The following is a 26,646-nucleotide window of genomic DNA, read 5'->3' as shown; positions in this document are numbered from 1 at the left end:
CCCCGGCGCGCGCTACCTGACCTGGCGCCGCTGGCTCAGCGAGCAAGGCCAGCCGCAGCTGCAGCCGCGCCGCTGGATGTATCTGAACTTCACTTATCAGCAGGTGCAGGCCGCCCTGGGCGGCCAGCGGTGGCGTTGGCGCGGCTGGCCCTGGTGGCCGATGCGCTGCAGCGCGGCGATCTGGTCGAGCCCTTCGGCCCCGAGCGCCGCATGGACAGCCCGCTGGCCTACTGGCTGCTGCTGTCCGAGACCAGCCGCCAGCGCGCCGAAGTGCGGCAATTCGGCGACTGGGTGCTTTCGCAGGCCGCGCTGACGCGCCAAGCCATCGGCGAAGCCGCTTAGCCGCTCTTAGGCCGTCAACCCATCTGCGCCCGCAGGCGCCGCTCGACTTCCTCGTCGCGCGCCGCATCGATCTCGCGCAGCACCGCGCCCAGATCCACTGCCGCCAGCTTGCGCTCAAAGCGCCCGGTCAGCGGCGTCTCGGGCGTCAGCACGCCGCGCTGGAACAGCGACCAGATCTCGGGACCATAGTCGGTGGCCAGCAGCGCCGGCGCGAAGCGGCCGAAGAAGTCACGCAGATTGCTGACATCGCGCAGCAGCATGCGCATCGCATGGTTGTTGCCCGCCGCGTCCACCGCCTGCGGCAGATCGATGATCACCGGCCCGTCGGCCGCCAGCAGGATGTTGAATTCCGACAGGTCGCCGTGCACGACGCCGGCGCACAGCATGCGCAGCACCTCGCGGATCAGCGTGGCGTGATGCGCCAGCGCCTCGTCGGCGCTGAACAGCACATCGTTCAGGCGAGGCGCAGCGTCACCGTCGGCGTCGGTGACCAGCTCCATCAGCAGCACGCCATCATGGAAGTTGAAGGGCCGCGGCACGCGCACGCCGGCGCCGGCCAGGCGGTAGAGCGCATCCACCTCGGCGCTCTGCCAGGCAGCTTCAGTGGCCTGACGGCCATAGCGCGTGCCTTTGGCCATCGCGCGGGCCTGGCGGCTGTTCTTGACCTTGCGGTTCTCGGTGTAATCGACGGCCTGGCGGAAGCTGCGCTCGGTGGCTTCCTTGTAGACCTTGGCACAGCGGATCTCGTCGCCGCAGCGCACCACATAGACCGTGGCTTCCTTGCCGCTCATCAGTTGGCGCTGCACCGCATCGATCAGCCCCTCATCGATCAGGGCCTGCAGTCTCTTGGGTGCTTTCATCCGCACATTGTGACCGCGCGGCCACCCCCAGCCTTCAATTCAAGGCGCGATCAGCTCGCGCTCGGTCAGGATCAGCGTCAGCGCCTGGTCATGTGGCTCCACCGCGAACTGCGCCTCGCTGACGCTCCAGCCCAGGCCCACGCTGGTGACGCCAGGGTGCGCCGCCAGCCAGCGGTCGAAATAGCCGCCGCCATAGCCCAGCCGGAAACCCTCGCGCGTGAAGCCCACGCAGGGCACCAGCACCACATCGGGCACCACCACAGCACCAGCAGCGCTGGGAATGCCGCACTCGTCTTTCAGCTCTGGCGTCTCGCCATCCCAGCGCCGGTAGACCATCTCCCGACCACTTTGCTTGGCATAGGGCAAGGCGATCTGAGGGACTTGCTCGAAGTGCTGGGCCAGCACCGCAGCCGCTGCGTTAAATTCGCCCTCAAGCGCCCAGTAAAGCCCCAGGCATTGCGGTTCAAGCTGCGTCAGCAGTTCGGCCAACTGATGCGCCAGGTTCGACTCGGCGGTCTGTGCGGCACTGCCAGCCAACCAGGCCCGGCGTGCGGCCAGCAACTCGGCGCGCAGGCTGGCGCGCTCGTGCGGCAAGGCGGCACTGGCAGACTGAGGCCCGGACAGCGGATTTCCCATGGCAGAACAGACAGAGAAGCAGAAGAAGTTGACCCCAGTATATGCAGCCCCCTCCCCCACCGCGCGCCCCGCGCGATGGACCCGTGCACTGAGCCTGGCGCTGGCGCTCGCCGTCGCAGGGCCAGGTCTTGCCTGGTCCAAGGGCGAAGCCATCCATGAAGCCCAGGCCGCCTTCAAGGCGCGTGACACCAAGCGCCTGGCGGCACTGGCCAGCGCCGCCATCGACACGCAAGACCCGCTGGCGCCCTGGATCCACTACTGGGCCCTGAACAGCCGGCTCGGCCAGGCCCAGCAAAGCGAGCTCGACGCCTTCTATGCGCGCTGGCGCGGCAGCTATGTGGAAGACCGGCTGCGCAACGACTGGCTGCTGGAACTGGGCCACCGCCGCGATTGGGGCAATTTCGCACGCGACTACAAGCAGTTCCGCATGCGCGATGACCGCGATGTGACCTGCTACGCGCTGCTGACCGAAGCACTGGACGGCCAGGATGTGCGAAGCGCCGCGCGCGCCGCCTGGCTGGGCCAGCGCGAGGCCGACACCGGCTGCAATCTGCTAGCCGAGCACCAGCACAAGGCCGGCCGCCTCAGCGATGCTGATGTCTGGCTGAAGATCCGTTTCGCGGTGGAGAACGGCCGCCTGCGCACGGCTCGCCAGGCGGTGATGCTGCTGTCGCGCGAGGCCGAGCGTGGCCTCGGCGAAGTGCTGGACAAGCCCGATCGCTTCCTGAAGGCCAAAACCCGCAAGGCCAGCAACCGCACCCAGGCCGAGCTGATCGGCGTGGCCCTTCTGCGCGTGGCCGCCGGCGACCACGACAGCGCCGCCAGCCAGCTGCGCGCCCGCTGGCAGTCCGAGCTGCCGCCCGATCTGGCCGCCTGGGTCTGGGCCCAGCTGGGGCGCCAGGCTGCCATGCGCCTGCACCCCGAGGCCAGCGAGCTGTATGACAAGGCGCTGATCCTGCAGGGCCGCGCCGCCCCCGAGTGGAGCGATGACACCCTGGCCTGGGCCGCACGCGCAGCGCTGCGCGCCAATGCCGGCGGCGGCCATTGGCCGCTGGTGCTGCGCGCCATCGAGCTGATGAGCGACAGCGCCCGCCAGGACGCCACCTGGCAATACTGGCGCGCCCGTGCGCTGATGGCCACTTCTGCCCAGCGACACGGCGCCGAGGCTCAGCGCATCCTGCAGGGCATCGCCTCGCCGCTGAGCTTCTACGGCAAGCTGGCCGCCGACGATCTGGGCCAGACCCCGGCCCTGCCGCCGATGCCCGCTCCGCTCAGCAGCGCCGAGCGCGCCGCCGCCAGCGCCAACCCCGGCCTGCAGCGCGGGCTGATGATGATCGACAAGGGCATGCGCAGCGAAGGCGTGCGCGAATGGAACTTCAGCCTGCGCGGCATGAGCGATCGCGAGCTGCTGGCCGCCGCGCAGCTGGCCTGCGACCGCGAGGTCTGGGACCGCTGCATCTCGGCCAGCGAACGCACCCGGCAGGAGATCGACCTGACACAGCGCTTCCCCACCCCGCACCGCGAAGCCGTACTGGCGCAGGCCCGCGAGTACGGGCTGGACGCGGCCTATGTGTATGGCCTGATCCGCCAAGAATCGCGCTTCGTCAGCGATGCGCGCTCCAGCGTCGGCGCCTCAGGTTTGATGCAGGTGATGCCCGCCACCGCCAAATGGACGGCCAAGAAAGCCGGCATCACCGACTTCCAGACCAGCCAGTTGCATGACCGCGATGTGAACCTGCGCATCGGCACCCGTTACCTGAAGCTGGTGCTGGACGACTTCGAAGGCTCAATGGCGATGGCCGCGGCCGCCTACAACGCCGGCCCCGGCCGCCCGCGGCGCTGGCGCGACGGCCCAGCGCTGGACGCCGCAGTGTGGGCCGAGAACATCCCCTTCAGCGAGACACGCGACTACGTCAAGCGCGTGCTCTCCAACACCACCATCTACGCCCAGCTGCTGGGCGGCGCCGCCCAGCAGCCCGGGCTGCGCCAGCGCCTGGGTGCCCGCATCGGCCCGCGCGCAGCCAGCGGCGCCCCCGCCATCAACACGGAGCTGCCATGAGCACGAGCAACTGTGCACCATCGATCCTGATCCTGGGCGGCAGCGGCTTCGTCGGCCGCGCGGTCTGCGAGCAGCTGCTGCGCGAGTACGGCGGCGGCGCCCGCCTGACCGTACCCACGCGCCGCCTGCCGCATGCGCAGGCGGTGCAGTCGCTGCCCGGCGTCACCGTGGTGCAGGCCGATGTGCACCGAGACGCGGACCTTCAAGGTTTGCTGCCGGGCCACGATTTTGTGATCAATCTGGTGGCCATCCTGCAGGGCAGCGAGGCCGCCTTCGAGCAGGTGCATGTGGCGCTGCCGCGCCGCCTGGCCGCCGCCTGCCAGGCCGCCGGCGTGCGCCGCCTGATCCACATCAGCGCCATTGGCGCCGACGCCGCCGCGCCCTCGCGCTATCTGCGCAGCAAGGGCCGCGGCGAGCAGGCACTGCGCGAGATCACCAGCCTGGAGCTGACGCTGCTGCGCCCCTCGGTGATCTTCGGCCGCGAGGACAGCTTCCTGAACCTGTTCGCCCGGCTGCAGGCCCTGGCGCCGCTGATGCCGCTGGCCGGCGCCAGCGCACGCTTCCAGCCGGTGTGGGTGGAAGACGTGGCGCGCGCCGTGGTGGCCTGCGTGGGTGATCGCAGCAGCATCGGCCAGACCTACGAGCTGGCTGGGCCCGCCGTGGCCACGCTGGCCGAGCTGGTTCGCCTGGCGGGTCGGGTGAGCGGCCATCCGCGCCCCATCCTGCCGCTGCCCGGCCCGCTGGCCTGGCTACAAGCGGTGGCGATGGAGCTGCTGCCTGGGGTGCCGCTGATGTCGCGCGACAACCTGGCCTCGATGCGCGTGCCCAATGTCGCTGGCGGCGTGCTGCCGGGGCTGGAGACGCTGGGCATCACACCGCAGTCAGCCGCCGCCGTGCTGCCGGGCTATCTGGCGCCAGGCACCGGCTGCGCGCGGCTCGAGCGCTGGCGCGCCAACGCGCGACGCTGATGATGATCATGATGGTGCCGATGCGCGCCAGGCATCAATGCCTTGCGCCGCTTTCACCCCGGCGCGCCACGCCGGCGTCTAAGCTTGGCACTTAGCCCAAGCCACCGAGCCTCACACCATGCAACTGATCATCGGCAACAAGAACTACTCGTCCTGGTCCATGCGCCCCTGGGTGCTAATGACGCAACTAGGCATTGCCTTCGACGAGCGCCAGCTGCGCTTCGACTTCACGCCCGGCTCGGCCTTTTACCAGGCGCTGGCCGCCTACACGCCCACCGCAAAGGTGCCGGTGCTGGTGGAGGACGACGGCTTTGCCGTCTGGGACACGCTGGCCATCATCGAACACCTGGGTGACCGCCACCCCGACCGCGGCGTCTGGCCGCGCGAGCCGCGCCAGCGCAGCCGCGCCCGCAGCCTGTGCGCCGAGATGCACGCCGGCTTCAGCGCGCTGCGAAACCAGTGCCCGATGAATATCGAAGCCAGTCTGCCCGAGATCGGCGCCAAGCTGATGGCCGACGACGCACGTCTGCGCGCCGACCTGGTCCGCATCGATGCCATCTTCAGCGCCGCTGCGCCCGACGCCTTTCTGTTCGGCTCCTTCTGCGCCGCCGATGCCTTCTTCGCCCCTGTGGTGATGCGCATCGCCACATACGCGCTGCCGCTGTCGCCAGCCGCTGCGGCCTATGCCCAGCGCGTGCGCGAAAGTGCTGGCGTCAAGGCCTTCGTGGCTAAGGCTCTGGATGAACGCGACTTCCTCGACTTCGAGGAACCGTATCGCAGCGCGCCCTGACTGAGATGAAGATCTACAAGGTCGGCGGCGCGGTGCGCGATGCACTGCTGGACCGCCCGGTCAGCGATACCGACTGGGTGGTGGTGGGCGCCAGCCCGCAAGCCATGCAGGAAGCGGGTTATCAGCCGGTGGGCAAGGACTTCCCGGTGTTTCTGCACCCGCAGACGCATGAGGAATACGCGCTGGCGCGCACCGAGCGCAAGACCGCGCCCGGCTATCACGGCTTTGCCTTCCATGCCTCGCCCGAGGTGACGCTGGAGCAAGACCTGGCACGTCGCGACCTGAGCATCAATGCGATGGCGCTGGACCCCGACAGCGGCGCCATCGTCGATCCCTACGGCGGCCAGCGTGATCTGCAGGCCAAGGTGCTGCGCCATGTCTCCGACGCCTTTGCCGAAGACCCGGTGCGCATCCTGCGCCTGGCGCGCTTCGCGGCGCGCTTTCACGACTTCACCGTCGCGCCCGAGACGCTGGCACTGATGCGCCAGATGGTGGCTGCAGGCGAGGTCGATGCGCTGGTGGCCGAGCGTGTGTGGCAGGAAGTGGCGCGCGGGCTGATGGAAGCCCGCCCCTCACGCATGCTTGAAGTGCTGCGCGAAGCTGGCGCGCTGGCCCGGCTGGCGCCGGCCATCGACCGACTCTGGGGCGTGCCGCAGCCCGAGGCGCACCACCCCGAGATCGACACCGGCGTGCACCTGTTGATGGTGCTGGACGCCTGCGCGCGCATGGGTGCGCCCTTGCCGGTACGCTATGCCTGCCTGTGCCACGACCTCGGCAAGGGCCTGACGCCGGCCGACCAGTGGCCGCGCCACATCGGCCACGAGGGCCGCGGCGTGCCGCTGGTGCAGCAGCTGAGCGAGCGCTGGCGCGTGCCCAGCGACTGCAAGGAACTGGCCGAACTGGCCGCGCGCGAGCACACCCACATCCACCAGAGCCTGGGATTCGGCCCCGAGGCGCGGCTGCGCCTGCTGGAGCGCTGCGACGCGCTGCGCCGCCCAGAGCGCTTCGAGCAGTTGCTGCTGGCCTGCGAATGCGATGCACGCGGGCGCCTGGGGCTGGAAGACCGCGACTATCCGCAGCATGCCGCACGGCTGGCCGATCTGCGCTGCCTGCAGGCGCTCGATCAAGGCGCCATCAGCGCGGCAGCGCTAGCGCAAGGACTGAGCGGCCAGGCAGTGGGGCGGGCGATTCAGGCGGCGAGGCTGCAGGCGTTGATGGGTGGGGCGTGATCAGCGAACGATTTACCGGCCTGATGGACGGTTGAAGCCTGTGCGGCCGAGCACTCACTCAAGCACTTCATAGTCGATGTCGATGCCGACTACCGCGTTGGCGCTGGCCCGCTCAAGCTCAGGGCCAAGCTTCGGTCTCACTTGCAGAAGAGACGAATGTCGTTCTGCGCAACCTGCCGGTCGTGTGCGTCCGTTGGCGCTCCGTTGCCATGCTTGACTGCGCCACTGAGCACATCTCGGGCCAAGTTGCACTTGGACTCTTTGGTCTCGTCGATCTTGCCGCCCGACAATGACCTCGGTCGAGAACTCGAAGAACCGTGTCCAGAGTCTTCTTTTCGCTTCACCGGCTCAGCAGGGCCAGAAGCCTCCTGGGAACTACTCGTAGCTGTCGCTGCCGGGCGCACGGGTTGGGGAGGCGAGCTTGGGATTCTGATGTCGACCACCTTCTCTACTGCTTGCGGCGGCTTGCGCTCGGAGTAGTGCACCTTGCCATCCTTATCAACCCACTTGTAGACCTCAGCAGCAACCGCCGATGACGCTGCGACCGATGTGAGGACGACATGGAGGATGAACAGCCTGGCTGCTGAGTACTTCATGCTTGGACCTTGAGTTCAGAGTTGAAGGCGCGACGCAACGGCGCCGCCTGAACAACAACGTTTGCGATGAGTGTTCGCGCTGGTCTGGCGCTTGGTTCGCGCCGCGGATGATGGCACTGGCCGGTGCGCGGGCCAAGCGCCATACCGGCCCGGGTGCAATCGAGCGAAGGGTACGGCTTCATAGAGTTTCCGGTTGCTTGCCTACCGGCAAGAGCCACCCAGAAAGCAGTCCTGCCGCGACACCCGCGGGAATGGAAATCCGGGTTAAGAGGGCTACCTCTGACGAACTATGTAGCCAAACGCCGTAGAAAACGACGGCACCAAGAAAGGCGGCTATCGCCCCGAGCAGCGCGCCCAACAGCGCCCGCACCTTTGCGCGTGGGAATGAATACACAACGGCGAGCGCGAGGCCACAGTAAGCGAAGCCTGTGATTACGGCTGCGGGTCCACCAAGGGCGAACGCGCCGGCTATCGCCATTAGATTGAACACCATCGACAAAGGCTCCTTCTCCGCCACCACGCCCGCCAGTGTCAGTAGACCAATGGGTGGTCCAGCAAGCACGAAGACGGCTACGGCTTGCCATGCGTGTGCAAGTCTCGGGACTCTGGAAAAGATGGTTTTGGGAGTCTGTTTGTTGGGTCGCTTCGGAGATGGCCGCCATGCACTCCCCTCCGCAAAGTCTGCATTGCAAACGGAGCATAGCTTCGCGTTCACAGAGACTTCGGCGTCGCAATTCGGGCAGTACATGAGGCCTAACGAAGCTGTCAAAAAATCTCTCACGCAGCCCCAGGCCTAGCGCCTGCAGCTGATGCGAGGTGATTTTGGCGGGTTGAGTTCATCGCGAGCATTGTGCGCATCTTCGCGGCTCGCTGAGCCCGGCTGAACCCGCAATGGGGGCGCCAGGCCCTGTCACTGCACTCATCCGCCACACCCGCTCCGGGCCAGCTTCTCGATGTTGTGCACCAGGCAGAACAGCTGCCAATGCGCCCGTTCCTTGCCCGTTCCGCGCGGCGTGAAGCGGCCCAAGCGCTTGTTGTGCTGCAGGTTGGCGAACACTGGCTCCAGGGTGGTGATGCGGCGGCTGTAGAGCTCCCGCCCCTGTCGGCGGTCGGCAGTCGTGGCTTGTCGCAAGGGAAGCAACGCCCAATCTTCACTCCGCCAAGCTCCTGCGCTGCCCATGCCTGGCTCACATCACCCTCATCGGTAACGCCACACCACAGTCGCCTGCAAACCTGCATCAACCAAGCGATGCCTGGGTTGTGAGGCCGAGCCCACCAGCACGCCATGCCGCCACAGCGGCGCCGAGGGGCCGGCAGCGATGCGCTCGTCGCGCAGGCTCAGGCGCAGCTCATGCGCCCAGCCCGCCGGACCGGACTGGGCTGCGAAGCCGGGCGAGCGCAGCGACAAGGCGGCTTCGCCGAACGCAGAACGGCCGGTGCGCAGCCGTGCCGCATCTGCCGTGGGCAACTGCACATCCACCGTGCCGCGCGGGCCACCGCCCAGCCACAGCTCGGCCCCCCAGTGCCAGCCAGCTGGCGCGCTGCTGATGCCGAGGCGGCCTTGTTGCGCAGCCAGGCCAAGGGCGAGCGCCGCCTGCCGATGTTGCTCGGGATAGCCCTGCACAAGGCCCACTGAGGCCAGGTCGCGATCCAGGCCGCGCCATTCGCCGCGCAGTCCCAGCGCCAGCTCGGCGCGGCCATTCGATGGTGGCAACAGCGGCCGCCAGAGGCTGACGCGCAGGCTGCGCTCCTCGATATCGCTGTGGGTGCGGATAGCGGCGCCGCTGCTGCTGAGGCCGCGGTAGTCGCGCTGGCCGGCGCGCCAGCCGGCATCGGCCTCGCCGTGCCAACCCTCGCAGCGCAGCGCCATGCTGAGCCTGGCGCCGGCCAGCGTGCCGGATTCGCGCAGCAGGCGTCGCCCCTGCGCATCGCTTTCATCCCAGCGGCTGTGGCCCAGCCACAGCGCGGCGCCTGGCTCGGGCGCCGCGCAAGCGGCTGCTGCGGCCGTGCCAGCGTTGAGGGCCAGCAACAGGCTCAGCAGCGTTGCCGCACCCAGACCGCGGCTCGCCATCAGCGCAGATCGCTCCAGCGGCGCGTGGTCGAGCTCTCAAAAACGCCGTTGCCGTCAGCATCGAGCTCCAGCAAGGCCACGCCGCCGGCCTGCGCGGTGATGCGCAGCTGGCTGGACGCCGCGCCCTTGATCAGCAGTTGGCCGGTCGAAGGATCAACCGCATTCCAGTTGCGCACCAGCGGCGCCAGGGTTTCGATGCTGATCTGCTTGGACTCGATCATCGAGCCGCTCAGCGCGCCGGTAATGCTGACGCTGACGTTGTAGAGCGTGCCGCCTGGCGCCTTGGCCACCCTGAGCTGGAAACCGGCCAGCGAGTTGGAGTAGTTCACGCCGCCCAGCGTGCCGCTGACGGTGAAGCTGGGCACGGTGATGGTGACTGAGGAGTTGTTGGCGCCGGTGACCCGGCTCTCCATGCGCATCTCGCCGTGGCCGATGGCAGTGTCCTGGCCCGACACCACGGTGAGCTTGTCCATCCGCAGCGTCAGCGCAGCGCTGTAGTTGTTGGAGCCGAAAACGCCGGTGAGGCTGCTCAGCACCATCTCGATGCCGCCATTGATGGTGGAGCCGCTCTCAACGCAGTTGACGGCGCGGATCGCCATCGAGTCGCCGGCATCGAAGCTGTTGTTGTTGTTCTTGTCGTCGAGGCTGATGTCCATGCGTCCGCCGCCCGAGCAGGCTTCCGACACGGCCGTCACCGCGCCGGTGACCAGCGGCGTGGCGGCCCGCTTGGCCCACCAGCCCGGCGCGCGTTCCACCAGGGCCAGCGCAAGGCGGGTCGGGGCCTTGCCATCGTTGGCCTGCGCACCCACCAGCAGTTCGCTGCTGTCCATGAAGTACAGCGAAGACGACACCGCCGTCTGCGCCACCGCCACCTGGTTGCTGCTTGTGATCGACAGCTTGCCGAGGTTGGGATCGGGGCCAGGCACCAACGGGTCGCCAGCGTTGCCGCCACCGCCACAGGCACTCAGCGCGAGCGCAAGGGACAGTGCCAGGGCCGAGCATCGGCCCAGCTGAGCTGGGTGATGATGACGGTGGTGGTGGTGGTGATTCGTCTGCTTCCGCATGGTGTTGTCCTCCCTTGAGTCCGCAGACATCGCCAGCCTCTTGGCCGTCTTGTCGCTGACCGCGCGGAGTCTATGGGCGCCATGCCGGTTTGGACGATCCCCCTTCAGGGTGTGCCGCCAGCGCCGAGCGGCTCAGAGCGTGTGGCTGCGGTCGCCGCGCGTGAAGCCCAGCGCGTCGAATTCCTGGCCCTCGACCGCGAAGCCGATCACCTTGAACAGCTCGCCCATCTCGTGCTCCTGGATCAGCTTGTGCGCCATCGCCCGCACCGGCAGCTCAGCCTGCTGCTCCATCAGCGCGGCCAGGCCGCAGTTCAGCAGAAAGTGGGCCTGGCTGGTGTAGCCCAGCACGCTGAGGCCGGCGTCCTGCCCGGCCAGCGCGATGCCGGTGAAGTTGACATGCGCGGTGATGTCCTTCTGGCCCACCAGTTGCAGCGGGTCCGGGTCGGCCCTGTGCTGGTGGTGGCACATCAGCGTGCCGCCGTGGCGCTGCGGGTGGTAGTACTCAGCCTCGGGGAAGCCGTAGTCGATCAGGAAGATGGCGCCACGCTGCAGCTGCGCGGCCAGCGTGCGCACGAAAGCTTCAGCCTGCGCATGCAGCTCGGTGATGGTGCCGGGCGGGTAGTGCAGGCGCGCGTCGGCCACCTCCAGCGGCGGCTGCAGGGCGCTGGGCCGGTCGGCCCAGGCAAAGCCGGCGTCGGCGCAGACCACACCGCGCTCCTGCCACTGCTGGCCGTCGAAGTGGATCAGTTGCACCGGCATCGCATCCAGCACCTCGTTGCCAATCACCACGCCGCTGAACTGATCGGGTAGCGCATCCAGCCATTCCACCTTGCCGGCCCAGGCGGCCAGCCGCTCGGCCTGGCGCGCGCGCAGCGTGCCGGACAAATCGACGATGCGGTAGCGGCTGATGCGCTCGCCCAGCGCCTGCAGCAGCTGCGCAGCCAGCGCGCCGGTGCCGGCGCCGAACTCGATGATCTCGTCGCAGCCGGTGGCGTCCAGCGCTTGGCGCAGCTGTGCGGCCAAGGCCTGGCCGAACAGCGGCGACAGTTCCGGCGCGGTGACGAAGTCGGAGCCGCTTTGTGGCATCAGGCCGAACTTCTGGCGCTCGTTGGCGTAGTAGCCCAGGCCGGGGGCATACAGAGCCAGGGCCATAAAGCGGTCGAAGGGCAGCCAGCCGCCGGCTGACTCGATCTCGCGCCGGATCAGCGCCGGCAAGGACTGCTCAGCCTGCTGGCCGTTGTGAATGCTCATGGATCGATTGTAGAAATCAGGCGGGCTTGCGCAGCTTCAGCCAGGCCTCGAAATCCTGCGCCGACAGTGGCGGCGAGATCAGTTCGCCCTGGAAGGCATCGCAGCCCCACGAAGCCAGCAGATCGCGCTGCTGCGGCGTGCGCACGCCTTCGGCGATGACGGCCAGGCGCAGGCCGGCGGCCATCTGCACGATGGCGCGAGTGATGGTGGCCGCGGCCGCATCATCAGGCAGGCGCGCGACAAAGCCCTGGTCGATCTTGAGCTTGTCCAGTGGCAGCTGGGTCAGGTGGGCCAGTGAAGTGTGGCCGGTGCCGAAATCGTCGACCGAGATCGACAGGCCCAGCGCGCGCAGGCTGGCCAGCGTGGCCGGCGCGGCCTCCACATCGTCCATCAGCATGCGCTCGGTCAGTTCCAGCTCCAGCCAGGCGCCGGGCACATCGGCGGCGTCCAGCACATCCGCCACGGTGTCGGCAAAGCTGCTGAGCCGGAACTGCATGGCCGACAGGTTGACCGCGATCGGCACCGGCGCCACGCCGCTCTTGTGCCAGATCCGGGTCTGGCGTGCGGCCTCGCGCATCACCCATTCGCCCAGCGGCACCATCAGGCGGTGGCGCTCGGCCACGTCGATGAAGGCCTCAGGCGTGAGCAGGCCGCGCGTCGGGTGCTGCCAGCGCAGCAGCGCTTCGGCGCCGCGCAGATGGCCATCGGCTGCGCTGATCTGCGGCTGGTAGTAGAGGCGAAACTGGCCATGCGTCAGCGCCTCGGCCAGCTCGGCCTCCAGCACCAGGTCGGCATAGGCGCGGCTGGCCAGCACGGGTTCGAAGAACTGGTAGTTGGCGCGGCCCTTGGCCTTGGCCAGATACATCGCGGTGTCGGCATGCTGGATCAGATCGGCCGCGGTCTCGCCATGCTCGGGGAACATGGCCACGCCGATCGAGGGTGTGACAGAGAGCTGCCGGCCATCGGCGCGCACCGGTACCTCGACCACCGACAGCAGCGCGTGCAGCACCACCATCACGTCTTCGCGGCCGCGCACATCGCGCAGCAACACGACGAACTCATCGCCGCCGAAGCGGGCCACCAGATCGGTCGAGCGCACGCAATCGCTGATGCGCTCGGCCACCGTGGTCAGCACCTTGTCGCCTTCCAGATGGCCCAGCGAGTCGTTGACGCGCTTGAAGTTATCCAGGTCGATGAACAGCAGCGCCAGCGGTTGGGCCGCGGCCCGGGAATGGGCCAGCGCCGGCTCCAGCCGCTCCATGAAGGAGGCGCGATTGAGCAACTGGGTCAGCGAGTCGTGCTGGGCCAGGTGATGGATGCGCGCCTGTGCGGCGACGCGGTCGCGGATGTCGCGCACGATGGTCATGCGCTGGCTTTCGCCGTCACGCTCCAGAGTACGCACGATGAACTCGACCGGAATGCGCGTGCCGTCGCGCCGCACCACCGCGGTTTCGTAGCGCACCTCGCGCTGCTCGGCCATCACGCGGCCCACCTTGCTCAGCTCGTCCTCAGCGATGAAGCCCAGCGCGTGGCGACCTACCAGTTCCTGCTGTGTGTAGCCCAGCAACTCGCACAGCGGTGGGTTGACGTCGGTGATGACGCCGTCGTGGTGGAAGACGATGCCCTCCACCGTCGCCTGCATGAACTTGGCAAGGCGCAGCTCGGACTCGCGCATCGCGGCCTCGGCTTGGCGGTGGCGCGTGATGTCGTTGATGAGCACAAACACAGCGGCCACCTTACCGCCTTCGACCAGATGAGGCAGCAGGCTGACCTCGATCCAGCGGCGTTTGCTGTCACGCCCGAGCAACTCGCGCACATAGGTCACAGGCTGGGCCTGCTGCAGCACCCGGTCGACCGAGGGCTGAATCACGGCGGTGGCTTCCGCGCCGATTACCTGCTGGAAGGTGCGTCCCACGATGTCTTGCGGGTCGAGACCGAAGGCGCTGGCATAGGCCCGGTTCGCGAACTGACAGCGCAAGCCCTGCGCTTCGTACAAGGCAATCTGTGCAGGCACGTTGTCGGCCAGCAGGCGGAACTGCGCCAGCTGATCGGCCATGGCCTGTTGCGCCGCCAGCGGAGCGCCCATTGGCTGCCACAGGCAGGCGTGCGCTGAGAGCGTCGCGTCCCAGCGCCCCTGGCAGGCCAGCCAGGTTTCCGAGCCTGCGGCCTGCAGTTCCAGCGTGAAGTCCCGCTGCTGGCACAAGGCTGCCAGCAGCGCTTCAGCGGAACCGCCGTTGAGCCAGGACCAAGCAGCTGCAGTCCCGCTCAAGGTCCGGAAGCGCGCATTGGCCTGCAGCAGCTGCCCCTGGGCAGACAGCAGCGCGAAGGCGGCTGGCAGCAGCTCGAAGGCCGGCACATCAGCTGCGGCGTCGGGTGCGTGCCTCATGCAGAAGTCTCCTCGATCGTCAGCGGGGCCGGGCCAGCTGCACGGTGTCAAGCGCCAGGCAGAGATCCTCCCAGGCGCGCGCCTTGTCGAGCAGATTGCGCAGCAGATACGCGGGATGGTAGGTGACGATCACCGGGATGCCCTGATAGTCATGTACCCGGCCACGCAGCCGGCCGATGGCCTCATTGCTCTGCAGCAGCGACTGCACCGCGAAACGCCCCATCGCCAGGATGATGCGCGGCTGCACCAGCGCGATCTGCCGCTCAAGAAACGGGGCGCACTGGGCCAGCTCCTGCGGCTCGGGGTTGCGGTTGCGCGGCGGCCGGCACTTCAGCGTGTTGGCGATGAAGACCTGCTGCTCGGGCGTGCCCGGCGCGCGCTTGAGCTGGATGGCGCGCAGCATGCTGTCCAGCAGCTTGCCGGCTTGGCCGACGAAGGGCTCGCCCTGCTGATCTTCCTGCTCGCCCGGTGCCTCGCCGACGATCATCCAGTGCGCCTGCTCGTTGCCGACGCCGAACACGGTGTTCTTGCGCCCCTCGCACAGCCCGCAGGCGCGGCAGCCGGCCACCGCGCTGCGCAGCTCGTCCCAGCCCATCTGGGCGACCGGACCTGCCGGGGCCGATACAGCAGCAGCGCTGCGCGGCGGCATCGCGGGCGGGAGGGCAAGCGACGGCGGCGCTGCAGCAGGTCTGGCGAGCGGCGGCTCGCTGCGCTCGGCAGGCATCGGGGCCGCGGCAGCAGGCGCCGGAACTTCGTGCGCCGCTGGCAGCTCCGAAGGCGCGGCGCTCTTCTGCCACACCCGCAGCCCCATCGCTTCCAGCATGGCGCGCTGGCGCTCGTCCCAGTTGCTCATGGCCCCACCTCATCCAGCACAAGGCTCATTAGCACCGCATCCTCGCGCTGGCCGGCCACCGCCGGGTAGTAGGCGCGCCGGATGCCGGTCTCGACATAGCCATAGCGCTGGTAGACCTCGCGGGCGCGGGCATTGCTGAGCCGCACTTCCAGCCAGATCTGCTCGCAGCGCTGCTGGCGCGCCAGCGCATTGAGCGCATCCAGCATGCGCCGGGCATGGCCCTGGCCTTGCTGCTGCGGCTCAACGGCGATGTTCAGCAGGTGCATCTCGGCCACGCCGGGCATGGCCAGAAAGTAGCCCAGCAACTGGCCCTGCGCATCGTGCAGCACCTGCGCCAGATAGCCTGCGGCCAATGAATCGATGAAGTTGCCACGCGTCCACGGGAACGGATAGGCGCGCTGCTCCAGATCGAGCACCGCATCCAGATCGCCGATCTGCATCGGCCGCAAGGCCAGCCCACGTGGCTCTGCGCTCGCTGGCCTAGGCCCCAAGGTCGCACTCATGCGCGTCACACCTGCAGGGCCTTGGCGGCCAGGCGTTCGGCCGTGGTCTGGGCCACCTTGTCGCGCACATACAGCGGCACGGCTTCGGCGGCGTCCAGCTGCAGGCCCTGCTCCCAGGCCTGGCAGGCCAATGCGGCCAGTGCCGCGCCGCGCTGGCGCTGCTGGGGCCAACTGACACTCGCTGCTGCGGCAAGCTCGGGGAACTCGGCAAGCGCGGACCCACACAGCGCCTGTGGCGCCCCGCCCCACAGCGCCAGCAGGGCCTGAGGGCTGTACAGCGCCGGTTCGGCCACGGTGTGCCAGACGCCCGCGCGCCAGGCATAGGCCGCGGCATAAGCCTCGCACATGCGGGCATCCATGGCCACCCACAGCGGCTCAGGCAAGACCTGACCCTGCGCCTGGGCCTGCAAGCGCGCGTCCTCGGCCACCAGCATCAGGCTGTCGATGGCCAGCACCGGTTTGCTCGCGCCGAAAGCCAGGCCCTGGGCCACCGCACAGGCGGTGCGCAGGCCGGTGAAGGCGCCTGGGCCGCGGCCGAAGGCGATCGCATCCACCTGCGTCAGGGTCAGGCCTTCGGCGACCAGCAAGGCCATCGCCTGCGGCACCATGAGCTCGGAAGCCCGCGCGCCGCCCTCGCCCTCGTAGACCCGCAGACCCTGCGGCCCGCTCAGGGCCAGGGTCAGGGTGTCGGTCGAGCTATCGAGGGCCAGCAGAACAGTCATGTCGGTTAGGGTCTGGCCGGCCCCGCCACAGGGGCAGACGCGGGTCGCGTCGGGGAATCAGAAGGGGTTGCTGAGGGCGCGGGTCTGGGCGATGGAGCCCAGACGGCTTTGGCCGGCCGGGCTCAGCAAGGTGTCGTTCGCCCACAGCCAGGTGGTGGTGGTGGCGTTCGTTGCCAGGGTCTTGTTGGTGCAGTTCGGCACCGGCGACGTGCTCAGGCAGGCGCCATCGACCACATTGGTGTAGCCGTAACCGGAAGCGAACTTGACCAGGGTCTGCAGCAACTCGTCGCCAAACACCACGCCCAGCTGACGACCGTCCAGCGTGACCTTCAAGGTCAGCTCGTTGTTGAAGGCGGCGGTGAGCGAGGTCAGCAGCTTGGAACGGTTCGGGTCGGCCTTGGCGGTGTTTTCCTTGAGCGCGAACGGGGTCAGACCCATGTCCGGCAAGGTCGGCAGGATGATGCGGCCGCCAGCGTCGGCCAAACGGTTGACCTGCGCGGCCAGCAGGCGTCCGCGTGCCGTGGCTTCCGCGCGCAAGGCAGCTTCGGACTGGGCAGGGTATTGGGCGTAGAGCTCCAGCACATCGTTGGCACCGGCCAGCACCGTGATCAGGGTCTTGGCGTCGATGCTGCCCGCTGCCAGGTGCCCATCGATCTGCGTCTTCACATCAGCGACCTTGGCGCCCGGCCGGGCGTAGATCTTGCCGGTCGGCGCGGCGACAGCCGTCGGATTGCACTCGGGAAACACCAGGCCGAAGGTGCTGGCCAGGGTCTGGTTCCACAGCGGGTTGCCGGCGCACTCGATCGCGCCGGTGGTGTCATTGACCGCGTTGATGGTGTACTTCCTGCCGGTCGCGGTGATCACGCTGGACTCATCGCCGAAGGACAGAATGCGCGTGGGCTTGAAGGGCTCGATTTGCCCGCCGCCACCGCCGCAGCCGGCCATCGCCACCGCCAGGGCCACCGCCCCCAACAACATCGGTGCCCGACGCAGCACAGCTTGCTTGAACGCTTTCATCAAATGTCTTCCCTCAATTGGGTAAAGGCCGCCGCAGCTCGCGACAGTCGATCTCGCACCCCGTCCCAGCCACTATCCGGGGGGGGCGCTTCGATCCAGATTTCCTGGGCGCCGGCAGCGTCAAGCGCGCGCAGCACGGCAAACAATTCATGGGCCGCCGCCTTGGCCTCACCGGGCATGGCCCGGTGCAGCACGCCGGCAGGCGGACTCAGCGTTCGCGAATATACCGCCAGCCCTGCCGGCGGCTCTTTCTGCAAGGCGTCAGCCAGTTGCGCCGGGGCCAGCAGACGCACCACGGCGCGCGGCGCATAGTGGGCCGCCAGCGTGCCGGAGGCGCGCGGTGCCTGGGCGTCGGGCGCCCGCAGCGGCTCGCCAGCCGCGGCCTCGATTTCTGCAGGCGTCAGCACGCCGGGGCGCAGCAGCACCGGATGGGCACGGCTGCAATCGACGATGCTGGACTCGATGCCAACCTCACAGTCGCCGCCGTCCAGCACCCAGACCCGGCCCTCGAACTCTTCTTCGACATGGGTCGCGCGCGTGGGGCTGACGCGGCCGAAGCGGTTGGCGCTGGGCGCGGCGATGCCCAGCACGCCGAGCTGGCGCGCCTCGGCCATCAGCGCGCGCGCCACCGGGTGCGCCGGGCAGCGCAGGCCGATCGTGTCCTGACCGCCTGCAGATGCCGCGGCCACGCCGGGCTTGCGCGGCACGATCACCGTCAGTGGCCCGGGCCAGAAGGCGGCCATCAAGCGCCGCGCCACCGGCGGCAGCTCGGCGGCGAAGGCCTCGGCATCGGCGGCATCGAGCACATGCACGATCAAGGGGTGATCACTGGGCCGGCCCTTGGCGGCAAAGATCTTGGCCACCGCCGCATCGTCGTCGGCACGCGCGCCAAGACCATAGACGGTCTCGGTGGGCATAGCCAGCAACTCGCCCGCCGCCAAATGCTCGGCGGAGCGGCGCAGCGCGGCAGGGTCGTGTCCGTTCAGCAGCACGAAAAGCTCACCACTCGGTCGGCAGGCCCAGCACGGCGGCAGCGGCCTGGGCGCGCTGCTGCGCCTGTTCGGCCGTCGCTGCGGTGATGTTCAGATGGCCCATCTTGCGGCCCGGTCTGGCGCTGGCCTTGCCGTACAGATGCAGATGCGTGCCGGGAATCGCCAGCACGGCGTCCCAGGCCGGCTCGCGCTCGGTGCCTGAAGGGTCAAACCACAAATCGCCCAGCAGGTTCAGCATCACGGTCGGTGAATGCAGGCGCGGCGGGTTCAGCGGCAGGCCGGCCATCGCGCGGGCTTGCAGCTCGAATTGCGAGACATCGCAGGCATTGATCGTGTAGTGGCCCGAGTTGTGCGGGCGCGGCGCCATCTCGTTGACGACCAGGCGGCCGTCATGCAGCACGAAGAACTCGATGCACAGCACGCCCACATAGTCCATCTCGGCAGCGATGCGCGCGGCCGCCGCGCTGGCTTGCTCGGCCAATGCCGTCGAAACACTGGGTGCCGGCACCTGGGTGACGGCCAGGATGCCGTCGCGATGCAGGTTCTGCTGCACCGGGAACTGCACCACCGCGCCATCACGGCCGCGCGCGACGATCACCGACAACTCCAGCGCCAGCGGCAGCATCTGCTCCAGCACACAGGGCACGCGCTTGAGTTCGTTCCAGGCCGCGGCCAGCTCTTCGCGGGTCTTGACGCGGATCTGGCCCTTGCCGTCATAGCCCATGCGCGTCGTCTTGACGATGCCGGGCAAGAGCGCCGAGTCGACCGCGGCCAGCGCGGCCTCGCTGTCGATCACGGCGTAAGGCGCGCAGGCCACGCCGCTGGCGGCAAAGTGGGCCTTCTCGTCGGCGCGGTCCTGGCAGATCGCCACACACGATCCAGCCGGTGCCACCGGCTTGCTGCGCGCCAGGAAATCCAGCGCCTGGGCCGGCACGTTCTCGAATTCGGTGGTGACAGCCGCGCAGGCGGCGGCCATGCGCGTCAGCGCTGCCTCGTCCAGGTAGTCGGCGCAGATATGCTCATGCGCCACCAGGCCGGCGGGGCTGGCCTCATCCGGGTCCAGCACCAGGGTCCGAAAGCCCAGGCTCTGGGCTGCATGCACGAACATGCGGCCCAGCTGGCCGCCGCCGATCACACCTAGCGTGGTGGCGGCCGCCGGCAGCAGCCGCAGCGTCTGGCTCGTCATCAGATCAGGTCCTTGCTCATGTCGCGGGCCACCTCGGTCTGGCGGACGCGGAAGGCGGCGAGCTTGTCGCGCAAGCCCATGTCATGGCGCGCAAGCATCGCGATGGCGAACAAGGCGGCATTGCCGGCCCCGGCCGTGCCGATAGCGAAGGTCGCGACCGGAATACCCTTGGGCATCTGCACGATGGAATGCAGCGAGTCGACCCCCTGCAGATGGCGGCTGGCCACCGGCACGCCCAGCACCGGCACCGGCGTCTTGGCCGCCAGCATGCCGGGCAGATGCGCGGCGCCGCCGGCCCCCGCGATGATGGCCTGCAGGCCGCGCGCCTCGGCGGCTTCGGCGTAAGCGAACATCTCATCAGGCATGCGGTGCGCCGAGACCACCTTGGCCTCGAAAGCGACACCGAACTCGGCGAGAATGGTGGTGGCGTGCTTCATGGTTTCCCAGTCACTGCTGGAACCCATCACCACGCCAACCAGGGGAGTGGCGTTCTGCAGATCCTGCACGACTCGCTCCATAGGCTGGAAAACCTTGAATTGTAGGCGGCCACCGCCACCTGCCCTCTTCCGCCCCATCGGCCGCACCGACGCCATGATCGACATCACCATCCAGAACTTCGAAACCGAACTCCTGCAAGCCTCGATGCAGCAGCCTGTGCTGCTGGACATCTGGGCGCCCTGGTGCGGTCCCTGCAAGAGCCTGGGGCCTGTGCTCGAAAAACTGGAAGTGGCTTACGCCGGCCGTTTCCAACTGGCCAAGCTCAACAGCGACGAGCAGCCCGAGATCGCCAGCCAGCTGAGCCAGGCCTTCGGCGTGCGCTCGATCCCCTTCTGCGTGATGTTCGTCGGCGGCCAGCCGGTGGACGGCTTCGTCGGTGCGATCCCCGAGGCGCAGATTCGCGAGTTCCTGGACAAGCATGTGCCGACCGGCGAAATGCTGGAAGCCGAGGAAGAGTTGGCCGAAGCCGAGGCGCTGATGGCCGATGGCGATCTTGAGTCGGCACTGGCCAAGCTGGAACAGGCGGTGCAGGCCGATCCGGCCAACGAGACTGCCCGCTTCGACTATGTGAAGGCGCTGCTGGAGCTGGGCCTGCTGCAGGACGCCAAGGCGGCGTTCGCGCCGGTGGCCGCGCAGGCCGCTGACACCATCACGCCGCATGCGCGCTTTGCCGCACTGGGCCATTGGCTGACGGCGGTGGAGCTGGCGCCGAGCCTGGACAGCGCTGCACTGAAGGCGGCCATCGGCACCAACAAGCGCGACTTCGAAGCCCGCTATGCGCTGGCCCAGTCACAGCTGGCCGGCCAGCGTTTCACCGAGGCGATGGACGAGCTGCTTGAAATCATCATGCGCGACAAGGCCTGGAACGGCGAGGCCGCGCGCAAGCTCTATGTGGCCATCCTTGAGCTGATGAGCAAGCCGGCGCCCAAGGCCCAGGCCAGCGAAGCCAAGAGCACACTGGAGATCGCCGGCAAGGCCGCAGTTGCGCCCAGCGATCCCTTGCTGGACCAGTACCGCCGCAAGCTCAGCATGGCGCTGTTCTAAAGCGGCGGACGCCCCAACCCTGCGGCGTCCAGCCGTTCGGCCCAGTGCGCCTGCTGGGCCGCAAACTCGGCCCATTCACGCTGCGCCGTCTGCGCATGCGTCAGTGACATCAGATCCTCGCCCAGGGCCTCGTAGACCTGGGCCAGGCGGCTGTGCGTGGCGGCGCGATCATCAACGTCGGAGCGCGGGTCCAACTCCATCTCGGCGTCGCGAGCATGCGCCAGCGCCTGCTCGGGCTGCCCCAGATTGACGCGGCACCAGGCCAGATCGGCCAGCAGATTGCCGCCCAGCCGGGACAGGCCGCGGCCCATGGCCAGAGGCAGGTACTGCTCGTAGAGCTGGCTGGCGGATTCGTACTCGCCCTGCATCACCAGCACCTGGGCTCGCAACAAAGGCGTCAGCTCGGACATCGCGCTGGCGCCCACAGCCGCATCGTAGTGGCGGATTGAGTCAGCCCCCAGCAGCAGATCCGGACGCGGCCGGGTCGGGTAGGCCAGACTCTCGTGGCGCATCTGTGCGGTGCGCATCTCGGCCATGTTGTACATCAGGGCCGAGGTGGTGGCGTCATCGCCATCCGCGCTGGCCTCGCGGCGCGCCAGCGAATACCAGGCCTGGGCCAGCTCCCAGCGGTTGGCGAAATGCAATGCCAGGCCCAGCGCTATGGACAGCCGCGCCAGCGCCTGATGGTCCTCAGGCACGGCGATGGCCAAGCAGGCCTTGGCCTGCTCCACCAGACCCTGCAGGTCATGGCCCACATAGGCCAGATGCGCCAGCCAGGCGGTGGCGAGCACATCCACATCACGCTGATCGGCCGCCCTGGCCATCGCCTGGGCCCGTTGCACCTTGTCGCGCGCCGCGACGCCGAAATCGGTGTAATAGCTCATCAGGCCCTCGGCCAGATGCAGCCAGGCGCCGAGCTTGACATTCGGATGCTGGAAGGCCAGCTGATGCAGCTGGGTCAGATGCTCGCGGGCCACGTTCAGATGCCCATGGCGGGCCAACAGCATGACGCGCTGCGCTCGCAGGCAGGCAGACTCCAACTGGCCGCCGGCTGCGGCGATCTGCTGGTCGAGCTGCTGCAGCAGGCGGGAGCGAATGGGCATCTGTGTCACAAAGCGCTCCTGGTGTCGGGGTTCAGCGTGTCAAGCGCTCCAGCGCCTCACGATACTTGGCCGAGGTGTTGGCGATGACTTCGGGGGGCAAGGCTGGCGCGGGCGCGGTCTTGCCCCAGGGCTGGCCGTCGACCTGTGCCTGCTCCAACCAGTCGCGCAGGAACTGCTTGTCGTAGCTGGGCGGGTTGGCGCCGACCGCATAGCTCTCGGCCGGCCAGTAGCGCGAGGAATCGGGCGTCAGCACTTCGTCCATCAAGGTCAGCGTGCCCTCGGCATCCAGCCCGAACTCGAACTTGGTGTCGGCAATGATGATGCCCTTGGTGAGCGCGAAATCGGCTGCCCGCTGGTACAGCGCAATCGAGATGTCGCGCACGCGCTCAGCCATCTCGCGGCCAATGATGGCGACGCAGCGCTCGAAGTCAATGTTCTCGTCGTGGTCGCCCATCTCGGCCTTGGTGGCCGGCGTGAAGATGGGCTCCGGCAGCTTGGAGGCATTCTGCACACCAGCCGGCAGCTTGACGCCGCAGACCTGACCATTGCTCTTGTACTCGGCCCAGCCACTGCCGGCCAGATAGCCGCGCACCACCGCCTCGATCGGAAGCGGCTTCAGGCGCTTGACCAGCATGGCGCGGTCGCGGACCTGCGCCTTCTCGGCCTCGCTGACCACCGACAGCGGGTCTTCGCCGGTCAGGTGGTTGGGCACGATGTCGCCCAGCTTGTCGAACCAGAACAGGGCCATCTGCGTCAGCAGCGCGCCCTTGCCCGGGATGGGCTCGCCCATGATGACGTCGAAGGCCGAGATGCGGTCCGACGCGATCATCAAGATGCGGTCGCTGCCCACCGCGTAGTTCTCGCGCACCTTGCCGCGGGCGATCAGGGGAAGCGAAGTCAGCGAGGATTCGAGCAGGGCTTGGGTCATGGTGAGGACGGCGGGCGCGCCGCCTGGGGGAGTCGTCATTCGATCGGGCACAAGCCGCCGCCCGGCCTGCGCAAGCGCGGATTTTATGCGGCCGGCACGCGCTCAGCGCTTCTGTTGATAGCCTGGCTCAGCCAGGCAAAGGACGCTCAATGAAAAAGCCCGCGGCTGCAAGCACAGCGGCGGGCTCGATCCGAGGCGCCTGGGCGCCTTGGCTTTACTGGACGACCTGGTTCAGTTCGCCGCGCGCATAGGCGGCCGCCACGTCCACCAGCGCCCGCGACTTGATCTTGCCGGCCTGGCCGACGCAACCGAATTCGACATAGCGCTGCTGGCAGACCGCCTTGGCCGCTTCACGGGCAGGCTTGAGCCACTCGCGGGCGTCGAACTTCTCGGGGTTCTCGAACAGGAACTTGCGCACCGCGCCGGTCATCGCCAGGCGGATATCGGTGTCGATATTGATCTTGCGCACGCCATGCTTGATGGCTTCCTGGATCTCCTCGACCGGCACGCCGAAGGTCTGCTTCATATTGCCGCCGTACTGGTTGATCAGCGCAAGCAACTCCTGCGGCACGCTGGAGGAACCGTGCATCACCAGATGGGTGTTGGGAATGCGCTTGTGGATTTCCTTGACGCGGCTGATGGCCAGAATGTCGCCGGTGGGCTTGCGCGAGAACTTGTAGGCACCGTGGCTGGTGCCGATGGCGATAGCCAACGCGTCCAGCTGGGTAGCCTTGACGAACACAGCCGCCTCTTCCGGGTCGGTCAGCATCTGGCTGTGGTCCAGCTTGCCTTCGGCGCCGATGCCGTCTTCCTCGCCGGCTTCGCCGGTTTCCAGATTGCCCAGGCAGCCCAGTTCGCCTTCAACCGTCACGCCGACCTTGTGCGCCAGCTCCACCACGCGACGGGTCACGTCGACGTTGTACTCAAAGCTGGCCGGGGTCTTGCCGTCTTCCTTCAGCGAGCCGTCCATCATCACCGAGCTGAAGCCCAGATCGATCGCGCCCTGGCAGATCGCCGGGCTCTGGCCGTGGTCCTGGTGCATCACCACCGGGATCTGCGGGTAGGCCTCGCAAGCCGCCTGAACCAGATGCTTGATGAAGCTCTCGCCCGCGTACTTGCGCGCGCCGGCCGAGGCCTGCAGGATCACCGGCGCATTGACCTCAGCGGCTGCCGCCATCACGGCCTGCACCTGCTCCAGGTTGTTGACGTTGAAGGCCGGAATGCCGTAGCCGTTTTCGGCGGCATGGTCCAGCAGTTGGCGCATGGAAACGAGAGCCATGGGAGTCCCCGGTGAAGTTGATGATCTCTTCGTGAACGCAGCGCTCGACAACCGTGCCGTAACTGCGTCGTAACTGCGGACGATTCTAACGGCGCCCCCTGCCCAGCCTTGAGGGCCGCCCCCCGCGTCCGGGGGCAGGCGGCGGCCAAGGCGTGACAAGCGTCATGCATCGGCACAAGGGCAAGCGCGCTTGTGCGCATCGCGCCATGACTATAGGCTGCCGGGCTGCTGGAGCCCACTGCCCATGACCCGCCTCGCCCTCGATCACCTCACCCTCTGGATGACCGCCGCCGCGCGCGAGCATTCGCACGACCTGGCCGACCATCTGGAAGAGCGCACCGGCGCCAGCCGACGCGCCGTGCAGGCTGCGCTGCGCAAGCTGGTCGATGCCAACTGGCTGAGCCGCAGCGGCACCTCGCGCCGGCCGGTCTACGGCCCGGGCCTGTTGCGCCAGGTGGCCCGCAGCTACACGCTGCACGGCCTGCAGGAGGATCTGCCCTGGCAGCGCGACTTCGCGCCCAATTTCGATTTGCCCAAGCATGTGGCCCGCATGGTGCAACATGGCTTCACCGAGCTGGTCAACAACGCCATCGACCACAGCGGCGGCAGCAGCGTCACCGTCTCGCTGCGCCAGACCCCCAGCCATGTGCAGCTGCTGGTCTCCGACGACGGCTGCGGCGTGTTCGACAAGATCTGCACCGCCTTTGACATTGCCGATGCCCAGCACGCGATGCTGGAGCTCTCCAAGGGTCGGCTAACCAGCCAGCCCGAGGCGCACACCGGCCGCGGCCTGTTCTTCAGCTCGCAGCTGGCCGATGTGTTCGACATCCATGCCAACAACACCGCGTTCCAGCGCCGCGCCTGGGACAGCACCGGCTGGCAGGCCGGCCGGCCGCTGCCACGCCAAGGCAGCTCGATCTACATGGCGATCGCGCTGGACACCACGCGCACGCTGGACCAGGTGCTGCAAGCCTGGAGTACCGATGGCAGCGGCATCGAGTTCGACCACACCACAGTGCATCTGCGCCTGCTGGCGGGGCCGGGCCAGGCGTTGGACTCACGCGCCCAGGCGCGCCGCGTGGCCGCACGCCTGCCGACCTTCAAGCGGGTGGAGATCAGCTTCGAGGGCGTGAGCGATGTCGGCCACGGCTTCACCGACGAGCTGTTCCGGGTGTTCGCACGGGCCAGGCCTGAAGTGGAGCTGGTGGCCACGCACATGACGCCGCGCATTGCGGCACTGGTGCAAAGCGCGCAGAAGGGCTGAGTTCAGCGTTCGCTGTCGACCAGGGCACGGATGGCGTGGCGACGCGCCGCCAGGCCTTTGTTGATGCGCGGCAGCAGGGCAGCCAGCGGCGTGTTCAGTCCGACGGCAAAGTGCACCGGTTTGACCATCAAGGGCTTGGGCAGCACCTCAAGCGCCGAGCCCAGGCCAACCTCCTTGCGCAAGCGCTGCTCGATCAGCCAGGAGTCCGGGCTGCGATGCGAAGCCAGCACCACATCGCAGCGCCCGCCCATCAGCATGCGGACCCGAGCCGCCAGTCCCCCGACGGAAAGCTGGACCTGACGGCGGGTGCTGTTCGATTCTTCAAATTCAGGGTTGAGGTCGACGCCTTGCCTCGCGCAGACCGTCAAGCTATCGAGATCAGATTGCTTCTGGATTCGCAGGCGGCGCTCGCGCCGCGCGATGAGCCAAACGTGGTTATCGAACAGTACATCGCTGAAGGTGTACACGCGCTCGCGGGCTGGCGTGCGCGCTATGCCGAAGCACAGCGACTGCCCACGTTCAGCCTGCAGCAGCGCACGTGCATAGGGCACCCATTCGATTTGCCATTCGATGCCTGCGCCGTCAGCGATCAATTCCATCAAGGGCAGCACAAAGTCGCGATTGGCGTGCTCACCCACAGCCAGCGGCACGACAGGTAGCACAGCAGCAGAGGAGACGGCACGTGCAGCAGGCCCCAGCGCCCACAACGAGGCGCAAGCAAGGCAGTCCTTCAACCAGCGTCGACGTGACATAGGAATGTGTTGGAGCGCGTCCATCTATCGACCCGGCAAACCTTCAGCATATTGGTACCGCCAGCTTAGCCCATCGGCTCGCCGCAGGTGTTGACATCTGTGCCTCCCGGCATGTCACCCGCATGGTGCAGCACGACGTCACCGACGCGCTGTTCCGGGTGTTCGCGCGGGCCAGGCCTGAAGTGGAGCTGGTGGCCACGCACATGACGCCGCGCATTGCGGCACTGGTGCAAAGCGCGCAGAAGGGCTGAGT

Annotated in this window: 26 protein-coding genes and 1 pseudogene; 8 read left to right on the top strand and 19 right to left on the bottom strand. The window is 68.0% G+C overall.

The features are described from left to right. A pseudogene (locus ACIQ67_RS09345) lies at positions 1 to 342 on the top strand (hypothetical protein); the annotation flags it as partial. 14 nt (positions 343 to 356) lie between these two features. On the opposite strand, the gene ACIQ67_RS09340 reads toward ACIQ67_RS09345, so the two are convergent. Beyond that, a complete protein-coding gene (locus ACIQ67_RS09340; protein WP_397534096.1) occupies positions 357 to 1,202 on the bottom strand; it encodes a PA4780 family RIO1-like protein kinase in 846 nt (281 codons plus the stop codon). 39 nt (positions 1,203 to 1,241) lie between these two features. Then, complete coding sequence (locus tag ACIQ67_RS09335; RefSeq protein WP_397534095.1) at positions 1,242 to 1,838, bottom strand: 5-formyltetrahydrofolate cyclo-ligase; 597 nt, start codon at positions 1,836 to 1,838, stop codon at positions 1,242 to 1,244. Between ACIQ67_RS09335 and ACIQ67_RS09330 the strand changes: the two genes are divergently transcribed. The 4 genes from ACIQ67_RS09330 (at position 1,837) to ACIQ67_RS09315 (ending at position 6,884) form a co-directional block, all read left to right on the top strand. Beyond that, the gene (locus ACIQ67_RS09330; RefSeq protein WP_397534094.1) at positions 1,837 to 3,897 is read left to right on the top strand and encodes a lytic transglycosylase domain-containing protein; all 2,061 of its coding nucleotides are present in this window, start codon (positions 1,837 to 1,839) and stop codon (positions 3,895 to 3,897) included. The genes ACIQ67_RS09335 and ACIQ67_RS09330 overlap by 2 nt on opposite strands. After that, positions 3,894 to 4,865 carry a complex I NDUFA9 subunit family protein gene (locus ACIQ67_RS09325; protein WP_397534093.1) on the top strand — a complete coding sequence of 324 codons (972 nt, stop codon included), beginning with the start codon at positions 3,894 to 3,896 and terminating at the stop codon, positions 4,863 to 4,865. The genes ACIQ67_RS09330 and ACIQ67_RS09325 overlap by 4 nt, the downstream gene beginning before the upstream one ends. Positions 4,866 to 4,983: 118 nt before the next feature. Further along, complete coding sequence (locus ACIQ67_RS09320) at positions 4,984 to 5,655, top strand: glutathione S-transferase (protein ID WP_397534092.1); 672 nt, start codon at positions 4,984 to 4,986, stop codon at positions 5,653 to 5,655. Between the two features lie 5 nt (positions 5,656 to 5,660). Continuing rightward, positions 5,661 to 6,884 (top strand): multifunctional CCA addition/repair protein, encoded by a 1,224-nt coding sequence (locus ACIQ67_RS09315; RefSeq protein ID WP_397534091.1) that lies wholly within the window; start codon positions 5,661 to 5,663, stop codon positions 6,882 to 6,884. A 137-nt stretch (positions 6,885 to 7,021) separates the two neighbouring features. On the opposite strand, the gene ACIQ67_RS09310 is transcribed toward ACIQ67_RS09315, so the two are convergent. The 13 genes from ACIQ67_RS09310 to purE form a co-directional block, all read right to left on the bottom strand. Continuing rightward, positions 7,022 to 7,480, bottom strand: a complete 459-nt coding sequence (locus ACIQ67_RS09310; protein WP_397534090.1) for a DUF4124 domain-containing protein — start codon at positions 7,478 to 7,480, stop codon at positions 7,022 to 7,024. Positions 7,481 to 8,399: 919 nt separating this feature from the next. Beyond that, on the bottom strand, positions 8,400 to 8,612 hold the full coding sequence (locus ACIQ67_RS09305) for a transposase (protein WP_397534089.1): 213 nt from the start codon (positions 8,610 to 8,612) through the stop codon (positions 8,400 to 8,402). A 66-nt stretch (positions 8,613 to 8,678) separates the two neighbouring features. Beyond that, positions 8,679 to 9,551, bottom strand: a complete 873-nt coding sequence (locus ACIQ67_RS09300) for a hypothetical protein (protein ID WP_397534088.1) — start codon at positions 9,549 to 9,551, stop codon at positions 8,679 to 8,681. Beyond that, positions 9,551 to 10,615, bottom strand: a complete 1,065-nt coding sequence (locus tag ACIQ67_RS09295) for a hypothetical protein (protein WP_397534087.1) — start codon at positions 10,613 to 10,615, stop codon at positions 9,551 to 9,553. The genes ACIQ67_RS09300 and ACIQ67_RS09295 overlap by 1 nt, the downstream gene beginning before the upstream one ends. Positions 10,616 to 10,747: 132 nt before the next feature. Continuing rightward, positions 10,748 to 11,866 (bottom strand): class I SAM-dependent methyltransferase, encoded by a 1,119-nt coding sequence (locus tag ACIQ67_RS09290; protein ID WP_397534086.1) that lies wholly within the window; start codon positions 11,864 to 11,866, stop codon positions 10,748 to 10,750. A 16-nt stretch (positions 11,867 to 11,882) separates the two neighbouring features. Continuing rightward, positions 11,883 to 14,252: a putative bifunctional diguanylate cyclase/phosphodiesterase gene (locus ACIQ67_RS09285; RefSeq protein WP_397534085.1), complete on the bottom strand. Its 2,370-nt coding sequence runs from the start codon at positions 14,250 to 14,252 to the stop codon at positions 11,883 to 11,885. A gap of 19 nt (positions 14,253 to 14,271) precedes the next feature. Continuing rightward, positions 14,272 to 15,105, bottom strand: a complete 834-nt coding sequence (locus tag ACIQ67_RS09280; protein ID WP_397534084.1) for a uracil-DNA glycosylase family protein — start codon at positions 15,103 to 15,105, stop codon at positions 14,272 to 14,274. Continuing rightward, on the bottom strand, positions 15,102 to 15,608 hold the full coding sequence (rimI, locus tag ACIQ67_RS09275) for a ribosomal protein S18-alanine N-acetyltransferase (RefSeq protein WP_397534083.1): 507 nt from the start codon (positions 15,606 to 15,608) through the stop codon (positions 15,102 to 15,104). The genes ACIQ67_RS09280 and rimI overlap by 4 nt, the downstream gene beginning before the upstream one ends. A gap of 5 nt (positions 15,609 to 15,613) precedes the next feature. Next, positions 15,614 to 16,330, bottom strand: a complete 717-nt coding sequence (gene tsaB, locus ACIQ67_RS09270) for a tRNA (adenosine(37)-N6)-threonylcarbamoyltransferase complex dimerization subunit type 1 TsaB (RefSeq protein WP_397534082.1) — start codon at positions 16,328 to 16,330, stop codon at positions 15,614 to 15,616. Between the two features lie 57 nt (positions 16,331 to 16,387). After that, on the bottom strand, positions 16,388 to 17,347 hold the full coding sequence (locus tag ACIQ67_RS09265) for an SGNH/GDSL hydrolase family protein (protein WP_397534081.1): 960 nt from the start codon (positions 17,345 to 17,347) through the stop codon (positions 16,388 to 16,390). After that, the gene (locus ACIQ67_RS09260) at positions 17,347 to 18,339 is read right to left on the bottom strand and encodes an L-threonylcarbamoyladenylate synthase (RefSeq protein WP_397534080.1); all 993 of its coding nucleotides are present in this window, start codon (positions 18,337 to 18,339) and stop codon (positions 17,347 to 17,349) included. Before ACIQ67_RS09260 ends, ACIQ67_RS09265 begins: the two co-directional genes overlap by 1 nt. Positions 18,340 to 18,346: 7 nt before the next feature. Next, positions 18,347 to 19,525, bottom strand: a complete 1,179-nt coding sequence (locus ACIQ67_RS09255) for a 5-(carboxyamino)imidazole ribonucleotide synthase (protein WP_397534079.1) — start codon at positions 19,523 to 19,525, stop codon at positions 18,347 to 18,349. Next, positions 19,525 to 19,989, bottom strand: a complete 465-nt coding sequence (gene purE, locus ACIQ67_RS09250) for a 5-(carboxyamino)imidazole ribonucleotide mutase (RefSeq protein WP_397534097.1) — start codon at positions 19,987 to 19,989, stop codon at positions 19,525 to 19,527. Before purE ends, ACIQ67_RS09255 begins: the two co-directional genes overlap by 1 nt. A 127-nt stretch (positions 19,990 to 20,116) precedes the next feature. On the opposite strand from purE, the gene ACIQ67_RS09245 reads away from it, so the two are divergent. Continuing rightward, positions 20,117 to 21,067: a tetratricopeptide repeat protein gene (locus ACIQ67_RS09245; protein ID WP_397534078.1), complete on the top strand. Its 951-nt coding sequence runs from the start codon at positions 20,117 to 20,119 to the stop codon at positions 21,065 to 21,067. On the opposite strand, the gene ACIQ67_RS09240 is transcribed toward ACIQ67_RS09245, so the two are convergent. From ACIQ67_RS09240 to fba, 3 genes are all read right to left on the bottom strand, one after another. Then, positions 21,064 to 22,170: a hypothetical protein gene (locus tag ACIQ67_RS09240; RefSeq protein WP_397534077.1), complete on the bottom strand. Its 1,107-nt coding sequence runs from the start codon at positions 22,168 to 22,170 to the stop codon at positions 21,064 to 21,066. The two genes, ACIQ67_RS09245 and ACIQ67_RS09240, sit on opposite strands and share 4 nt — an antisense overlap. A gap of 31 nt (positions 22,171 to 22,201) precedes the next feature. Continuing rightward, positions 22,202 to 23,098, bottom strand: coding sequence for a phosphoribosylaminoimidazolesuccinocarboxamide synthase (locus ACIQ67_RS09235; protein WP_397534076.1), 897 nt, complete (start codon positions 23,096 to 23,098; stop codon positions 22,202 to 22,204). Between the two features lie 214 nt (positions 23,099 to 23,312). Beyond that, a complete protein-coding gene (gene fba / locus ACIQ67_RS09230; RefSeq protein WP_397534075.1) occupies positions 23,313 to 24,377 on the bottom strand; it encodes a class II fructose-bisphosphate aldolase in 1,065 nt (354 codons plus the stop codon). Positions 24,378 to 24,621: 244 nt separating this feature from the next. Here fba and ACIQ67_RS09225 point away from each other — a divergent pair, with 244 nt between their 5' ends. Next, the gene (locus tag ACIQ67_RS09225) at positions 24,622 to 25,641 is read left to right on the top strand and encodes an STAS-like domain-containing protein (RefSeq protein WP_397534074.1); all 1,020 of its coding nucleotides are present in this window, start codon (positions 24,622 to 24,624) and stop codon (positions 25,639 to 25,641) included. A gap of 2 nt (positions 25,642 to 25,643) precedes the next feature. On the opposite strand, the gene ACIQ67_RS09220 is transcribed toward ACIQ67_RS09225, so the two are convergent. After that, complete coding sequence (locus ACIQ67_RS09220) at positions 25,644 to 26,393, bottom strand: substrate-binding periplasmic protein (protein WP_397534073.1); 750 nt, start codon at positions 26,391 to 26,393, stop codon at positions 25,644 to 25,646. A 122-nt stretch (positions 26,394 to 26,515) separates the two neighbouring features. Here ACIQ67_RS09220 and ACIQ67_RS09215 point away from each other — a divergent pair, with 122 nt between their 5' ends. Further along, positions 26,516 to 26,644: a hypothetical protein gene (locus ACIQ67_RS09215; protein ID WP_397534072.1), complete on the top strand. Its 129-nt coding sequence runs from the start codon at positions 26,516 to 26,518 to the stop codon at positions 26,642 to 26,644. Positions 26,645 to 26,646: the final 2 nt, after the last annotated feature.

This window comes from Roseateles sp. (genome assembly GCF_044373315.1).
GTDB lineage: Bacteria > Pseudomonadota > Gammaproteobacteria > Burkholderiales > Burkholderiaceae_C > JACDQM01.
The sequence above is the reverse complement of the archived record's forward strand: the minus strand, read 5'-3'. Positions and strand labels throughout refer to the sequence as shown.

Excerpts from the sequence above, each read along its gene's own strand:
- ACIQ67_RS09340 (WP_397534096.1), bottom strand. The coding sequence starts at position 1,202 with ATGAAAGCACCCAAGAGACTGCAGGCCCTGATCGATGAGGGGCTGATC.
- ACIQ67_RS09330 (WP_397534094.1), top strand. The coding sequence starts at position 1,837 with ATGGCAGAACAGACAGAGAAGCAGAAGAAGTTGACCCCAGTATATGCA.
- ACIQ67_RS09335 (WP_397534095.1), bottom strand. The coding sequence starts at position 1,838 with ATGGGAAATCCGCTGTCCGGGCCTCAGTCTGCCAGTGCCGCCTTGCCG.
- ACIQ67_RS09325 (WP_397534093.1), top strand. The coding sequence starts at position 3,894 with ATGAGCACGAGCAACTGTGCACCATCGATCCTGATCCTGGGCGGCAGC.
- ACIQ67_RS09320 (WP_397534092.1), top strand. The coding sequence starts at position 4,984 with ATGCAACTGATCATCGGCAACAAGAACTACTCGTCCTGGTCCATGCGC.
- ACIQ67_RS09315 (WP_397534091.1), top strand. The coding sequence starts at position 5,661 with ATGAAGATCTACAAGGTCGGCGGCGCGGTGCGCGATGCACTGCTGGAC.
- ACIQ67_RS09310 (WP_397534090.1), bottom strand. The coding sequence starts at position 7,480 with ATGAAGTACTCAGCAGCCAGGCTGTTCATCCTCCATGTCGTCCTCACA.
- ACIQ67_RS09300 (WP_397534088.1), bottom strand. The coding sequence starts at position 9,551 with ATGGCGAGCCGCGGTCTGGGTGCGGCAACGCTGCTGAGCCTGTTGCTG.
- ACIQ67_RS09295 (WP_397534087.1), bottom strand. The coding sequence starts at position 10,615 with ATGCGGAAGCAGACGAATCACCACCACCACCACCGTCATCATCACCCA.
- ACIQ67_RS09290 (WP_397534086.1), bottom strand. The coding sequence starts at position 11,866 with ATGAGCATTCACAACGGCCAGCAGGCTGAGCAGTCCTTGCCGGCGCTG.
- ACIQ67_RS09285 (WP_397534085.1), bottom strand. The coding sequence starts at position 14,252 with ATGAGGCACGCACCCGACGCCGCAGCTGATGTGCCGGCCTTCGAGCTG.
- ACIQ67_RS09280 (WP_397534084.1), bottom strand. The coding sequence starts at position 15,105 with ATGAGCAACTGGGACGAGCGCCAGCGCGCCATGCTGGAAGCGATGGGG.
- rimI (WP_397534083.1), bottom strand. The coding sequence starts at position 15,608 with ATGAGTGCGACCTTGGGGCCTAGGCCAGCGAGCGCAGAGCCACGTGGG.
- tsaB (WP_397534082.1), bottom strand. The coding sequence starts at position 16,330 with ATGACTGTTCTGCTGGCCCTCGATAGCTCGACCGACACCCTGACCCTG.
- ACIQ67_RS09265 (WP_397534081.1), bottom strand. The coding sequence starts at position 17,347 with ATGAAAGCGTTCAAGCAAGCTGTGCTGCGTCGGGCACCGATGTTGTTG.
- ACIQ67_RS09255 (WP_397534079.1), bottom strand. The coding sequence starts at position 19,525 with ATGACGAGCCAGACGCTGCGGCTGCTGCCGGCGGCCGCCACCACGCTA.
- purE (WP_397534097.1), bottom strand. The coding sequence starts at position 19,989 with ATGGGTTCCAGCAGTGACTGGGAAACCATGAAGCACGCCACCACCATT.
- ACIQ67_RS09245 (WP_397534078.1), top strand. The coding sequence starts at position 20,117 with ATGATCGACATCACCATCCAGAACTTCGAAACCGAACTCCTGCAAGCC.
- ACIQ67_RS09240 (WP_397534077.1), bottom strand. The coding sequence starts at position 22,170 with ATGCCCATTCGCTCCCGCCTGCTGCAGCAGCTCGACCAGCAGATCGCC.
- ACIQ67_RS09235 (WP_397534076.1), bottom strand. The coding sequence starts at position 23,098 with ATGACCCAAGCCCTGCTCGAATCCTCGCTGACTTCGCTTCCCCTGATC.
- fba (WP_397534075.1), bottom strand. The coding sequence starts at position 24,377 with ATGGCTCTCGTTTCCATGCGCCAACTGCTGGACCATGCCGCCGAAAAC.
- ACIQ67_RS09225 (WP_397534074.1), top strand. The coding sequence starts at position 24,622 with ATGACCCGCCTCGCCCTCGATCACCTCACCCTCTGGATGACCGCCGCC.
- ACIQ67_RS09220 (WP_397534073.1), bottom strand. The coding sequence starts at position 26,393 with ATGTCACGTCGACGCTGGTTGAAGGACTGCCTTGCTTGCGCCTCGTTG.
- ACIQ67_RS09215 (WP_397534072.1), top strand. The coding sequence starts at position 26,516 with ATGGTGCAGCACGACGTCACCGACGCGCTGTTCCGGGTGTTCGCGCGG.